The 13,346-nt window shown below is 67.8% G+C and carries 14 protein-coding genes; 9 read left to right on the top strand and 5 right to left on the bottom strand.

Annotated elements, in window-relative coordinates; translation table 11 throughout:
• Window positions 1-88 precede the first annotated feature (88 nt).
• The 7 genes from EJP69_RS19145 to EJP69_RS19115 are packed head-to-tail and all read left to right on the top strand — an operon-like array spanning window position 89 to window position 6,572.
• Window positions 89-2,311, top strand: a complete 2,223-nt coding sequence (locus tag EJP69_RS19145) for an outer membrane protein assembly factor BamB family protein (RefSeq protein ID WP_126472104.1) — start codon at window positions 89-91, stop codon at window positions 2,309-2,311.
• Between the two features lie 39 nt (window positions 2,312-2,350).
• A complete protein-coding gene (gene pqqA, locus EJP69_RS30105) occupies window positions 2,351-2,425 on the top strand; it encodes a pyrroloquinoline quinone precursor peptide PqqA (protein WP_080898329.1) in 75 nt (24 codons plus the stop codon).
• A gap of 55 nt (window positions 2,426-2,480) precedes the next feature.
• On the top strand, window positions 2,481-3,401 hold the full coding sequence (pqqB, locus tag EJP69_RS19135) for a pyrroloquinoline quinone biosynthesis protein PqqB (RefSeq protein WP_126472103.1): 921 nt from the start codon (window positions 2,481-2,483) through the stop codon (window positions 3,399-3,401).
• A 24-nt stretch (window positions 3,402-3,425) separates the two neighbouring features.
• Window positions 3,426-4,154, top strand: a complete 729-nt coding sequence (gene pqqC, locus EJP69_RS19130; protein WP_126472321.1) for a pyrroloquinoline-quinone synthase PqqC — start codon at window positions 3,426-3,428, stop codon at window positions 4,152-4,154.
• Window positions 4,151-4,420, top strand: a complete 270-nt coding sequence (gene pqqD, locus EJP69_RS19125; RefSeq protein ID WP_240652208.1) for a pyrroloquinoline quinone biosynthesis peptide chaperone PqqD — start codon at window positions 4,151-4,153, stop codon at window positions 4,418-4,420. The genes pqqC and pqqD overlap by 4 nt, the downstream gene beginning before the upstream one ends.
• Complete coding sequence (gene pqqE / locus EJP69_RS19120) at window positions 4,398-5,576, top strand: pyrroloquinoline quinone biosynthesis protein PqqE (RefSeq protein ID WP_240652207.1); 1,179 nt, start codon at window positions 4,398-4,400, stop codon at window positions 5,574-5,576. The genes pqqD and pqqE overlap by 23 nt, the downstream gene beginning before the upstream one ends.
• Before the next feature lie 12 nt (window positions 5,577-5,588).
• On the top strand, window positions 5,589-6,572 hold the full coding sequence (locus EJP69_RS19115) for an alpha/beta fold hydrolase (protein ID WP_240652206.1): 984 nt from the start codon (window positions 5,589-5,591) through the stop codon (window positions 6,570-6,572).
• On the opposite strand, the gene EJP69_RS19110 is transcribed toward EJP69_RS19115, so the two are convergent.
• Genes EJP69_RS19110 through EJP69_RS19090 form a run of 5 tightly spaced genes read right to left on the bottom strand, consistent with a single transcriptional unit; the run spans window position 6,553 to window position 11,317 of the window.
• Window positions 6,553-7,983: an ELWxxDGT repeat protein gene (locus EJP69_RS19110; protein WP_126472102.1), complete on the bottom strand. Its 1,431-nt coding sequence runs from the start codon at window positions 7,981-7,983 to the stop codon at window positions 6,553-6,555. The two genes, EJP69_RS19115 and EJP69_RS19110, sit on opposite strands and share 20 nt — an antisense overlap.
• A 10-nt stretch (window positions 7,984-7,993) precedes the next feature.
• A complete protein-coding gene (locus EJP69_RS19105) occupies window positions 7,994-9,274 on the bottom strand; it encodes a TRAP transporter large permease (protein ID WP_093178834.1) in 1,281 nt (426 codons plus the stop codon).
• The gene (locus EJP69_RS19100; protein ID WP_126472101.1) at window positions 9,271-9,834 is read right to left on the bottom strand and encodes a TRAP transporter small permease; all 564 of its coding nucleotides are present in this window, start codon (window positions 9,832-9,834) and stop codon (window positions 9,271-9,273) included. The genes EJP69_RS19105 and EJP69_RS19100 overlap by 4 nt, the downstream gene beginning before the upstream one ends.
• Entirely contained in the window at window positions 9,831-10,286 is a 456-nt protein-coding gene (locus EJP69_RS19095) for a type II 3-dehydroquinate dehydratase (RefSeq protein ID WP_093209363.1), read from the bottom strand. The genes EJP69_RS19100 and EJP69_RS19095 overlap by 4 nt, the downstream gene beginning before the upstream one ends.
• A 29-nt stretch (window positions 10,287-10,315) precedes the next feature.
• A complete protein-coding gene (locus tag EJP69_RS19090) occupies window positions 10,316-11,317 on the bottom strand; it encodes a TRAP transporter substrate-binding protein (RefSeq protein ID WP_126472100.1) in 1,002 nt (333 codons plus the stop codon).
• A 151-nt stretch (window positions 11,318-11,468) separates the two neighbouring features.
• Between EJP69_RS19090 and EJP69_RS19085 the strand changes: the two genes are divergently transcribed.
• Both EJP69_RS19085 and EJP69_RS19080 read left to right on the top strand, forming a co-directional pair.
• Complete coding sequence (locus EJP69_RS19085; protein WP_093209360.1) at window positions 11,469-12,251, top strand: IclR family transcriptional regulator; 783 nt, start codon at window positions 11,469-11,471, stop codon at window positions 12,249-12,251.
• A gap of 25 nt (window positions 12,252-12,276) precedes the next feature.
• Complete coding sequence (locus EJP69_RS19080; protein ID WP_126472099.1) at window positions 12,277-13,293, top strand: TRAP transporter substrate-binding protein; 1,017 nt, start codon at window positions 12,277-12,279, stop codon at window positions 13,291-13,293.
• Window positions 13,294-13,346 lie beyond the last annotated feature (53 nt).

Raw genomic sequence — 13,346 nt, 5'->3', positions numbered from 1 at the left:
CGAGGCCGGCTTCGCGCAACGCGCCCAGCCTGCGGTGCGTGCGGCCTCGCGCGCATCCGTTTCCCAACTTCACCAGGTAGAGACATCCATGAAACAGAGATCATTGGTCACGCTGCTGGTTTCCTGCGGCGTGCTCGCATCCCCCTTGTTGATCGGCGCCTGCGGCGGCTCGAGCGGCGGCAGTGCGCCGGTGCTGCCCATCAGCCCGGCCCCCGCGCCACCGCCGGCATCGAGCGCGCCGCCAGCGGCATCGCCGCCTGCGGCCGCCGCGCCCGCGGCCGACCTGTCCGACTGCTGCACGGCCGGCGACAAGGACTTCCCCAAGGTGGGCGGCAATCTGGGCAACCAGAACTACTCCAGCCTGCGCAAGATCAACAAGGGCCTGGTCGGCCAGCTGGGCGGCGCCTGGGTCAACCAGATCGAGGGCGGCATGACCACCGGGACCAACCAGAGCACGACCGTGGTCGTCGACGGCGTGCTCTACATCGAGTCCGCGCTGGGCAACGTGATCGCGGTGGACGGCAAGACCGGCCTCACGAAATGGAAGTGGACCACGCCCTACGGCGCCATCACCCGCCGCGGGGTGGCCGTCGCGAAGGACCTGGGCCTGGTCTTCACCGTCGCCACCGGCAACCGCCTGGTGGCGCTCAGGACGGACACCGGCGCCATCGCCTGGATCAAGCAGTACCCGAGCAGCACCACCGATCCCGACTACCAGGGCGCGCTGCAGAAGGTGGCGCTCGTCTATCACGACAAGCGGCTCTACCTCGGCACCAACGACGGCAACCGCGGCGCCGCGTTCTCCGCCGATGCGCTGACGGGCAAGGTGCTGACCTCTTTCTGGGGCGTGCCGCGCGCCGGCGAGATCGGCTACGACACCTGGGGCGGCGCGGCCGAATCCGAGCGCACTGGCGCGACGCCGTGGATCCACCCCGCGGTGGATCCCGAACTGGGCCTGGTCTACTGGACCTTCGGCAACGTGCGCGGCGGTTCGTCGCAGAACGGCTCCACGCGCCCCGGCCTGAATCTCTTCGCCAATTCGATCGTTGCGCTCGACCTCAAGACCGGCGAGTACAAGTGGCACTTCCAGTCCGTGCACCACGACATCTGGGACATGGACAACGTGATGTCTCCCGTGCTCGCCGACGTCAAGATCGACGGGAAGGACCGCAAGGTCGTGATCTACGGCAGCAAGACGGGCATGTACTACATCCTCGATCGCAAGGACGGCAGCGCGCCGCTGGGCATCGACGAAGTGCCCGTGAAGCAGGACGCCCGCCAGGCCAGCTGGCCCACCCAGCCCTTGCCGCGCCAGGGCGCCTGGACCGAGACCTGCATCGTGGACCAGCCGCTGGGCACGGCGATCCCCGGCGACCCCAACCGCGCGGTCCCGAACTACGTGAAGGGCTGCCTCTACGACGCGCACTGGGACGTGCCGATCCTGTCCATTCCGGGACATGGCGGCGGTGCCAACTGGAACCACCAGTCCTTCAGCCAGCGCACGGGCCTGGTCTACACGGGCATGGGCTACGTGTCGGCGGCGCACTCGCTGACCGAATCGAGCAACGGCCTGCGTCCGCCGGGCACCTACATGACCGGTGCGGTCGTGGCGGTCGATCCGAGCACCAACCTCGTGAAGTGGAAGAAGCAGATGCCGTATTCGCTGGCGCACGGCAACGGCATCCTGAGCACGGCCTCCGACCTGCTGTTCATCGGCCAGCCCGACGGCAACCTGCTGGCCCTGGATGCGCATGACGGCAGCGAACTGTGGCGCTTCCAGACCGGCGCCGCGATCAGTGCCAGCCCGGTCTCCTACGAGATCGATGGCGAGCAGTACATCGCGGTGTTCTCGGGCGGCACGGGCATCCCGTACGGCGATTCGGCACCGCGCGGCGACCGGCTGTGGGCCTTCAAGGTCGGAGGCTCCGTCGCGCCCGCGCCCACACCGGTGCCGCCCGTCGTGCGCCGGCCGGTGTCGGGTTCGGCGGTGGAGGGCGCTGCATTGCCGACGCCCAACACGGTGTTCCTGGCGCGTGTGCAGACCGCTGCGAATGAGCCGGGCGCCACCGAATCGACGGCCGTGAATGCCATGACGCCGACCTTCATGCGCGTGCCGGCGAACACCACCGTGACCTTCACCAATCCGGGGACCAATGCGAACACGCACTGCGCCACGCAGTTCTTCGAAGGCAGGTTCGACTTCAGGCTGGCTCCGGGCCAGTCCGCGACCCACACCTTTGACACGCCGGGCGAATACTTCTACAACGACTGTCATAGCCCGCGCCCGACGGGCAAGATCGTCGTGTACTGATTCCGTTTCCTAGCCCCCAACCACTGAAGGAGCAATGCGATGAAATGGTGCAAGCCTGAGTTCGAAGAGCTGCGTTTCGGCTTCGAGATCACGATGTACATCTCCGCGCGCTGAGCGCGGCCCCCGACGGCACCGGCTTCGCGCCGGTGCCGTCTTTTTCTTGTGCCCCATGAAGATTCTGGTTCTTGGTTCGGGAGCGGGCGGTGGCTTCCCTCAATGGAATTGCAACTGCCGCCTGTGCGCCGGCCAGCGAACCGGGCAGGTCCGGGCCCTGCCTCGCACGCAGAGTTCGATGGCCGTGTCGGCCGACGGCGAACGCTGGGTGCTTCTGAACGCGTCGCCCGACATCGGCGCGCAGTTGCGCGCCTCGCCGGTGCTGTGGCCTCGCCATGGCCTGCGCGATTCCGCGATCGAGGCCGTGGTGCTGATGGATTCGCAGATCGATCATGTCGCGGGGCTTCTGAGCCTGCGCGAGGGATCCCGGCTGCAGCTCTACTGCACGCCCGAGTCCCACGAAGACCTCACCGGCAGCCTGCCGTTGTTGAAGGCCCTCGAAAGCTACAGCGGCGTGAACTGGCACCCGATGCCGCTCGAGCCCGGCGGCGGTGCGTGGCACGAGATCGCCGGCCTGCGTCTGCAGGCGGTGCCGGTTCCCGGCAAGGCGCCCCCTTACTCGCCGCGCCGGCAGGCCGAGGCGCGAAGCGACAACGCGGCCGTGCTGATCGAAGACCCGGCCAGTGGCAGGCGCGTGTTCTATGCACCGGGCCTCGCACGGGTCGGCGAGGCCGAGCGCCGGTGCCTCGACGGCTGCGACACCGTGCTGGTCGACGGCACCTTCTGGAGCGAGGACGAGATGGTCGCGGCGGGCCTCGGCAAGAAGCACGCCGCCGACATGGGCCACCTGCCGCAGTGCGACGGACCGCACGGGCCGGGCATGCTGAGGGCGCTGGACGCCTGCGCCGCTCGCAGGAAAGTGCTCATCCACATCAACAACAGCAACCCGATCCTCGACGAAGACGGGCCGGAGCGCGCCGAGCTCGTGCGCCGCGGCATCGAGGTGGCCTTCGACGGCATGGAACTGGAGATCTGACGCGTGACGCACCAGCAACAACAGATGCAGCAGGAGCCCTGGCCGCCGCAGGTCTTCGAGTCGCAGCTGCGCGCGATGGAGTCGCGCTACCACAGCCACCATCCGTTCAACCGGCGGCTCAACGCCGGCGAACTGCAACCTTTCCAGGTCCGGGGCTGGGTGGCGAACCGGTTCTACTATCAGTGCCGCATTCCCGTGAAGGACGCGGCGATCCTCTCCAACTGCGACGATCGCGCGACGCGCAGGCGCTGGGTGGTGAGGATGCTCGACCACGACGGGCACGGCGACCACGAAGGCGCCCACGCCGGCGGCATCGAGATATGGACCCGCCTGGGCCTCGCGACCGGCCTGCGCCGCGATGTGCTGGAGTCGCACGCGCTCGTCCTGCCCGGCGTGCGCTTCGCCGTCGATGCCTACGTCAACTTCGCGCGCACGGCGCCCTGGCAGGAGGCCGTGATCTCCTCGCTGACCGAGATGTTCGCGCCGCGTATCCACAAGGACCGGCTCGCGGGCTGGCCCACGCACTATCCGTGGATCGACACCTCGGGCTTGGACTATTTCCGCAGCCGCATCCCGCTGGCCGACCGTGATGTCGAGCATGGCCTGGAAGTGGCGATGCAGTGGTGCACCACGCGCGAACGACAGGTCCGTGCCCTGCAGATCCTGGGCTTCAAGCTGGACATCCTCTGGGCCATGCTCGACGCGATCGAGAAGGCCTATCCCGATCATCTTCCGAAGGAGCAGCAGCCATGAGCGCATGGACCGACAGCGCACAGCCGGCACTCGGCACGATCTACAGGATGCAGTGGGAAGAGGCCCAGCAGTGCCATGTGCTGCTGTTTCCCGAGGGCATGATCAGGCTGAACCAGCCGGCGGCGGAAATCCTGAAGCGCTGCGATGGCAAGACCTCGGTCGCGGCGCTCGTGGCCGATCTGGAGAGCACCTTCGGCGAACCGGATCTGCGTGCCGACGTGCTCGAGTTCCTGGAGCAGGCCCGTGGACGCCACTGGATCCGGTGAGCGCCGCCGCGTTGCCGCTGTGAAACCGCCGCTGTGGCTGCTCGCGGAGCTGACCTATCGCTGTCCGCTGCACTGCGCCTTCTGCTCGAACCCCGTGGACTACACGCGCTACGGCAACGAACTCGGCACGCACGAATGGGTTCGCGTCTTCCGCGAGGCACGCGCCATGGGGGCCGTCCAGCTGGGGTTCTCGGGCGGCGAACCGCTGGTGCGCGAGGACCTCGAGGAGCTCGTCGCGGCAGCGCACGAACTCGGCTTCTACACCAACCTGATCACCTCGGGCGTGGGCCTCGCGCCGCAGCGCGCCCAGGCGCTGAAGAAGGCCGGTCTCGATCACATCCAGCTGTCGTTCCAGGACTCCAGCCGCGAGCTGAACGACTTCCTGAGTTCGACGCGCACCTTCGACCTCAAGCAGCGCGTGGCCCGCACGATCAAGGACCTGGGCTATCCGATGGTGCTGAACTGCGTGATGCACCGCTACAACCTGCCGCACGTCGGCCGCATCATCGAGATGGCCGAATCCATGGAGGCGGATTTTCTGGAGCTGGCCAATGTGCAGTACTACGGCTGGGCATGGCGCAACCGCGAGATGCTGATGCCCAGCCGCGCGGCGCTGGCGACCGCGGAAGCGGTGGTCGAGGCGCACCGGCCGCGTCTGGCGGGGCGCATGAAGATCCTCTGGGTGGTGCCCGACTATGCCGAGGCGAAGCCCAAGCCCTGCATGGCCGGCTGGGGCAGCGTATTTTTGGTGGTGGCGCCCGACGGCGTGGCATTGCCCTGCCACAGTGCGCGGATGCTGCCCGGGCTGGATTTCCCTAGCGTTCGCGAGCACACCATCGGCAGCATCTGGCACGACAGTCCGGCCTTCCGCGCCTACCGCGGCACCGGCTGGATGAGCAGCACCTGCGCAAGCTGCGACGACCGGGAAAAGGACCATGGTGGCTGCCGCTGTCAGGCCTTCCTGCTGACCGGCGATGCCACTGCCACGGACCCGGTCTGCCCGAAGAGTCCGCGGCACGCGGAGGTCCAGGCCATGGTCGCGGCCGCGGCGGATGTGCGCGACATCGGCGGTGCGCCGATCCGTTTCGTACCGGGCGCCCGGCGATCGGGCGACCTGGTCTTCCGCACGGACGCCAATGCCCAGGCGCAGGCCTGACGCGGCCCGCGCGTGACAGTGGGTCCTCGGCCGACCATCCACCGGCTGCCGCTGGGCGGCGGACATGTCATGCATGTCGAGGAGCATGGCGACCCGGCGGGCCTGCCGGCGCTGGTGCTCCACGGCGGACCGGGCTCGGGCAGTTCGCCTGTGCTGCGCCGCGGATTCGATCCGTCGCGCTACCGCATCATCTGCCCCGACCAGCGCGGGGCGGGGCGCAGCACGCCCGCGGGCGCGATCGCGGCCAACACGCTCGCGGACCTGCTGGACGACCTGCGGCGCCTGCGCGCTCACCTTCGGATCGACCGGTGGCTGGTGGTGGGCGGCTCCTGGGGCGCAACGCTGGCGTTGGCGCATGCGCTGGACCAGCCCGGCGCCGTCGCAGGCCTGCTGCTCAGGAATGTGTTTCTTGCGCGTGCCAGCGACATCCACGATGTCTTCGCGCAGGCCGTGCGCCACGGCGACCCGGAATGGCGCATCCTGTGGAACGAGGCGCGGCGACGGCAATGTCCGATCACGGACGTGGTCGCGGAGGTCTTCGCGCATGGAAGCCCGGAGCATCAGTGCCGGATGGCAGGGCTGTGGTCCGGGTGGGAGCAACGCATGGCCACGGGAAAGCCTGCACCGCGGCCCGACGACGCGACGCTGCAGCAACTGGTGCGGCGTTACCGCGTGCAGAGCCACTACCTGAGACACGGATGCTGGCTGCGTGCGCCCACGCTCCTTCAGCGCTGCGCTGCACTGCCCGCGGTTCCCACGCTGATCGTGCATGGCACGCAGGACCTCCTGTGCCCGCCGCAGGGCGCCCAGGCACTGGCGCTCGCATTGCAGGGGCGGGCCATCCTGCGGTGGGTGCCGGGCGCCGGCCACGACCCCACGCACCCGGCCCTCGCGGCAGCCATGCGACAGGCGTTGTACGACTACGCGGTCACGCAGGCCTTCGGCGGTGCCTGCGGGCCCGTGTCGGACATGCGGATCAGCGCAGGCGCTGGCTGAGCGGGTCGCCGATCAGGGCCACCCGGGCGTCCTTGCGACGCGCCCAGAGGCGTTCGTTGCCGTTGCCGTCGTCGGCGACGAAGAGCACCGAACTGCCCAGGCGGCGGAAGCCCTGGGGCATCGCATGGCGCGCGCCATGCGCGATATCCGCGACGGCGTGCGTGCCGGCTGGTGTGCCGTCGCTGGTCCAGGGCTCGACGCCGGTGGCGCTGCCGCCGTTGGCGGAGAACCAGAGGCGGGAGCCGGTGACCGAGAAGCGTGCGGGCGACCCGTTGTCCGCACCTGGAGCGATGTCCCTGACCAGCACGGTCCCTGCCGCGGTCCCGTCGCTGCGCCAGAGTTCCGCGCCCGAGGCGCCGTCGGTCGCGGCGAAGTAGAGCCGGCCGCCCATCGCCGCGATCGGACTCGAGATGGCGCCCGACGGCCCCGGGCGGATGTCCTTCACCAGCGTCGTTCCGCGCTCGGTGCCGTCGGTCTTCCAGAGCTCGAGGCCATGCACGCCGTCGTCGGCCGCGAAGTACAGGGTGCGGCTGACCGCGGTCAGGTGCATCGGTCGGGAGGGCTCGGAACCGGGCCGAAGATCCTTCACCATGCGCGTGCCGCGCGCGGTGCCGTCGCTTTTCCACAGCTCGATGCCGTGCACGCCGTCGTGGGCGGTGAAATAGAGTTCGCCGCCCGCCGCCGTCAGGTTCTGGATGTCTGCGTCTTCGGGGCCGGGCCGGATGTCCTTCACCATGCGCGTGCTCTCGGGTGTGCCTTCGCTGACCCAGAGTTCGTGGCCGTGCGCGCGCGAGGTCGCGGTGAAGAACAGGCGGTGGCCCACCACCGTGAGCTGGCGTGCCACCGCGCGCGGGCCGGTGTCGATCGAGGACACGCGCACCGTGGTGGGCGCGGTGCCCGAGGTCTTCCACAGCTGGAAGCCCGAATGCCCCTCATTGGCCGTGAAGTACAGCGCGTCGCGAAACACCGTCAGCTCGCTCGGCAGCGCGCCTTCCTCGCCCGGCCGCAGGTCGACCACGAGGGAGGTTCCCGCGGCGGTGCCGTCGGTGCGCCAGAGCTCGATGCCGTGCACGCCATCGGTGGCCGCGGTATAGACGTGGCCCTTGAACGTCGTCTGGCCGGCGGGGAAGGCGCCTCGGAAGCCCGGGCGGATGTCCTTCAGCATCGCTGTGCCGGCACCGGTGCCGTCCGTGACCCACAGCTCCTGGCCGGTTTCGACGTGGAAGGCGCTGAAGATCAGCTTGCCGCCCAGCGGGGTCAGGCCCGTGGGCGAGACGAAAGCCAGCGCCTGGCGCTGCTCGGGCAGCACCTCGCGCTCGGGATCCTGCGCGGCCGCCGGCAACTGTGTCAGGAGCGCGAGCACCCAGAGGCCGACGCGGCCACGCCACCGCGGGCCGGGAGAGCTGGACATCGCCACCGCCTCAGCCCCCGAACCATCGCGCGGGCGCGATGACCAGCTGCGGGAACGCGACCATCACGAACAGGATCGCGAACTCGGCGATCATGAAGGGCACCACGCCGCGCGTGACATCGTCCATCGAGATCTTCCCGACGCCGGCCACCACGTTCAGTACCGTGCCCACCGGCGGGGTGACCAGTCCGATCGAGTTGTTGATGATGAACAGCACGCCGAAGTACACGGGATCGATCCCGGCGGCCTTGACGATCGGCATCAGCACCGGCGTGAGGATCAGGATGGTCGGCGTCATGTCCATCGCCGTGCCCACGACCATGACGAGCACCATGATCGCTGCCATCAGCAGGACCGGGTTGCCCATGAAGGGCTGCAGCAGGCCGACGACCTTTGATGGCAGGTCGGCCACGGTGATGAGCCAGGCGCTCACCATGGCCGCGGCGATCAGGAACATCACGATGGCGCTGGTCTTGGCCGCGCTCACGAAGATGCCGTAGAGATCCTTCCACGTGATTTCCCGGTACACCACCGTCGACACGAACAGCGCGTAGGCGGCCGCCACCACGGCCGCTTCGGTCGGCGTGAACACGCCCATGCGCAGGCCCACGAGGATGATCACGGGCAGCATGAGCGCCCACAGTGCCTTGCGGAAGGCCGACACGATCTCGGCCGAGGACTTGCGCGGCGGCGGAACGATCTTCTCGCGCCGCACGAGCCATGCCCAGGTGATCCACAGGGCGCCGCCGATGAGCAGGCCGGGAACGATCGCCGCGAGGAACAGCTTGGAGATCGACACGTTGGCCGCCACGCCGAAGATCACGAGGCCGATGCTCGGGGGGATCACCGGGCCGATCACGCCGGTGGCCGCGATGAGGCCGCCCGCACGTGCCTTGTCGTGCCCCGCGCTCACCATCATCGGCAGCAGCAGCGCGGTGAGCGCGGCGGCGTCGGCCACGGCCGAGCCGGAGAGCGCCGACAGCAGGCAGCCGGCCATGATGGTCACGTAGCCCAGGCCGCCCTTCACGTGGCCGACCAGCGCGAGCGCGAAGTCGACGATGCGCTTGGACAGGCCGCCCACGTTCATGATCTCGCCGGCGAGCATGAAGAAGGGGACGGCCAGCAGCGGGAAGCTGTCGGCGCCGCCGATCACGTTCTGCGCCAGGATCTGTGCGTCGAACAGGTCGAGGTGCCACATCAGCGCCACGCCGCTGGCGAGCAGCGAGAACGCGATGGGAATGCCCATCGCCATGGCCAGCAGCAGGGTGCCCACGAAGACGAGGATGGTCATCGGCGTACTCCCTGTGCGTCGTCTTTCGGCCCGAGGATCTGCTGGAGCTGCACGGCTTCCTCCGACTCCTGGACCATCACGAGATCACGCTCGGCGATGCGCCCGGTCAGCAGGCGCAGCAGGTCGAGCGCCAGGATGAAGCCGGCGAGCACGGAGAAGACCACGCCCGAGGCGTAGACGATGGCCATCGATGCGCCGGTGACGGGCGCGGTCACGTCCCAGTTGATGCGCGCCTGCGCGACGCTGCCCTGGAAGAGCAGCCAGACGATGTAGAGCATGACGACGTGCCCGACGGCCAGGCAGACCTTCTTGCCCAGTGGCGGCAGCTTCTGCACCACCATGTCCACGCCCAGATGCCCGTGCTCCTTCAGGGCGACCACGGCGCCCAGAAAGGTCATCCAGATGAAGAGCCAGCGCGAGACTTCCTCAGACACGGTGATGCCGGAGTTGAAGCCGTAGCGCAGCACGACGTTGCCGAAAACGAGTACGACCATCACCGCGAGCGCGGCCGCGATCAGTGCCTCGATGCCGCGGCAGCACCGGTCGATCCAGTGGCTCATGCGGCGGCCTGCGCTTCGGTCTGCCTGTGCATCTCCACCAGCGCGCGCAGGGCGGCCAGGTACGACTGCGGGCCCAGCCCCTGGATCGTGCCCTTGACCGCCGGCGAGATGATCGAGTGGGCGCGCCAGGTTTCACGCGCGGCGATGTTGGACATGTGCACCTCGATGGTCGGAAACGGCATGGCCTTGATCGCATCGTGCAGCGGCACACCGTGCTGCGTGAGTCCTGCGGGATTGACCAGCGCGCCCTGCGCGTCGTCGATGTGCGCATGCAGGAAGTCGATCAGGTCGCCTTCATGGTTCGACTGGAGGGTCTCCAGCGTCACGTCGAGTTCGCCGGCCAGCGCCTGCAGCCGGGCATTGATCTCGGCGAGCGTGGTCCTGCCGTAGATGTGGGGTTCGCGGCGCCCGAACAGGTTCAGGTTGGGGCCGTGGAGGACGAGGATCTTCATGGAGGTGGCTTCTGGCGTGGTCGACGCGGTCATTGTTTGCGGATGCGGGCGAGTTCGTCGTTGTAGAGCTTGACGATGGCGGGGTCGTACTGGGCCGCGAACTTGTCGATCGCGGGCTTGGCGATCTCGCGCATGCGCACCTGCTCGGCTGCGCTCACCTCGTTGAACTGGGCACCCTTGGCCTGCAGTTCACCGACGGCCTTCTGGGCCGCCGCGCGGCTGACCTGGCGCTGGTAGCCGCGCGCCTCGTCGGCGGCCTCGTGCATCATCTTCTGCTCGGCGGGGGACAGCGAGTCCCAGAATTTCTTGCTGACGAGCACGATGTTGGCGGCGTACACGTGGTTCGTCGCGCTGACGAACTTCTGCACCTCGAAGAACTTGTTCGACAGGATCACCGAATACGGGTTCTCCTGGCCGTCGACCGCCCTGGATTCGAGGGCGCCGTAGAGCTCGGCGAACGGCATCGGCACCGGGTTGGCCTTGAAGGCCTTGAAGGTTTCCAGGAACACGGGGTTGGGGATGACGCGGATCTTCAGGCCCTCGAGGTCCTCGGGCTTGCCGATGGGGCGCTTGCTGTTGGTGACGTTGCGAAAGCCCAGGTCCCAGTAGCCCAGGGCCACGAGGCCTTTGTCGGGCAGCTTGGCGATGAGGGCCTGGCCCAGGGGGCCGTCGAGCAGGGCGTCGGCCTGGGCGAAGCTGCTGACGGAGAAGGGAAAGTCGACGAGGCCGAACTCCTTGACGATGCCCGCGAGCGACGTGGTGGCCGGCGCCGACATCTGCTGCACCCCGCCTTGCAGTGCGGACTGCTGCTGCATCTCGTTGCCGAGCTGGGAGGCCGGGAACTCCTGCACCTTCATCTTGCCGCTGCTCTTGGCCGCGAGCAGTTCGGCGAAGCGCTTCACGCCGAAGCTCACCGGATGGTCCGCATTGTTGAGATGGCCGAAGCGGATCACCCGTTCCTGCTGGGCCCAGGTCGGGGCGACAAGGCCGATGCACAGGCCGGCGGCGGCAAGCGTACGAAGAAGTTTCACGGAAGGTCTCCAGAGGAAGGCAGAAAGGACTGATTGCGGCGATTCTGAGTTTTTCGGAAAATCTTTCCATTATGGAAATCCCTTCCCACGATCTGATAGAGTGACAACGTCGCGGAAGACGAGCAGCCGCGGTTGAACCGGGAGACATGAAATGAGCGAGATGCTGGGACGCAGCTTCAAAGTGTTGGAATACCTGGCGGAACACCCGCAGGGCGTTGCACTGTCCACGGTGGCCAGTGAACTGAAGATCCCCCTGAGCGCATCGCACCGACTGCTGACGGAGCTGATTCGCTGTGGCTACGTGCGGCAGAACCTGGCCGACGGCCACTATGTGCTGACCATCAAGCTCGTCTCCGTCGGCCTGTCGTTCCTGAGCAATTCAGGCATCGTGGATGTGGCCCAGCCGCTGCTGGACCAGCTTGCCGCCACATCGGGCGAGCTGGTGCGCCTGGCGGTGGTCGACGGCGAAGACCTGACTTTCGTGGCCAAGGCGCAAGGGGCCACCCACGGGCTGCGCTACGACCCGGACATGGGCCTGTCGGTCATGCTGTCGTGCAGCGCCGCGGGACATGCCTGGCTCTCGACGATGAGCGAGGACGATGCGATGGCCCTGGTGGCCAAGAAGGGGCTGGGCAAGCCGGAGGACTTCGGCCCGAAGGCACCCACCACGCTCAAGGCGGTGATGGTCTACGTGAAGGCGGCTCGCCAACGTGGGTTCAGCATGATCAACGAGGTCTTTGCACCTGGAATGACCGCCATGGCCGCCCCCGTCTTCTCCGTCAACGGCGCGGTGATCGGCGTGGTCACGATCGCGGGGCCCGCGGTCAGGCTGACGCCGCAGCGCATGGAGGCACTGGGGCCGGCACTGCTCGGTGCGGCCGAGGAGGTCGCACGCGCCAGCGGCGGTTCGGCGCTGTTCAAGAAGAGAGCCTGACTTGCATCACCAGGAGACAACTGCCATGAAGAAGAATCCGATTCGCAAGCTGTTGCTGGCCGCTGTGGCCGCCACGGCTGTTCTTGCCGCGCCAGGTGCGGTCGCACAGGTCAAGGAGCGCACGCTCAAGTTCGCGTTCCAGAACCAGACCGGTCACCCCCAGGCACAGGGCGCGCAGAAGTTCGCCGATCTGGTCGCCGCCAAGTCGGGCGGCAAGATCGCCGTCAAGCTGTTCGCGGGTGGCGTGCTCGGCGGTGACCTGCAGACCGTGTCGGCGCTGCAGGGCGGCACGGTCGAGCTCACGGTGCTGAACGCGGGCATCCTCTCGGCGCAGGTGAAGGAGTTCGCGGCCTACGACTTTCCGTTCCTGTTCAACAGCGGCAAGGAGGCCGATGCGGTCACCGACGGCCCCTTCGGTCAGAAGCTGATGGCCAAGCTGGAGGACAAGGGCCTGCACGGGCTGGGCTACTGGGACCTGGGTTTTCGCAACCTCACCAACAGCAAGCGGCCGATCACCAAGGCGGACGACATCGCGGGCCTGAAGATCCGCGTGATCCAGTCGCCGATCTACATCGACATGTTCGGCGCGCTGGGCGCCAACGCCACGCCGCTGCCGTTCCCGGAGCTGTATCCAGCCCTCGAGCAGAAGGCAGTCGACGGGCAGGAGAACCCGAACACCACCATCCTGTCGTCCAAGTTCGCCGAGGTGCAAAAGCACATCACCCAGACCCGGCACATCTACAACCCGCAGGCGCTGCTGGTCAGCAAGAAGACATGGGATGGCATGAGCGCCGAGGAGAAGAAGATCCTCACCGAAGCCTCGGCCGAAGCGACGGCGTTCCAGCGCCAGGCCTCGCGTGGCGCCGCCGACAGCGCGCTTGACGCGCTGAAAAAAGCAGGCATGACCGTCTCGGAACTGCCTCCGGAAGAAATGGCCAAGCTGCGCGCCAAGGTCAGGCCGGTGATTGACAAGTACTCGGCGTCCGTGGGCGAAGCCACCGTCAAGGAGTTGATGGCGGAAATCGAGAAAGCGCGGAAGTAGACGACGTAGAGATCGCCGGGGGAGTTCAATCGACGCCATCTCTCTTGGGCGAT

The organism is Variovorax gossypii (assembly GCF_003965815.1).
Taxonomy (GTDB): Bacteria; Pseudomonadota; Gammaproteobacteria; order Burkholderiales; family Burkholderiaceae_C; genus Variovorax; species Variovorax gossypii.
Note: the sequence above shows the minus strand (reverse complement) of the source record. Positions and strands in the feature narration are given on the sequence as shown.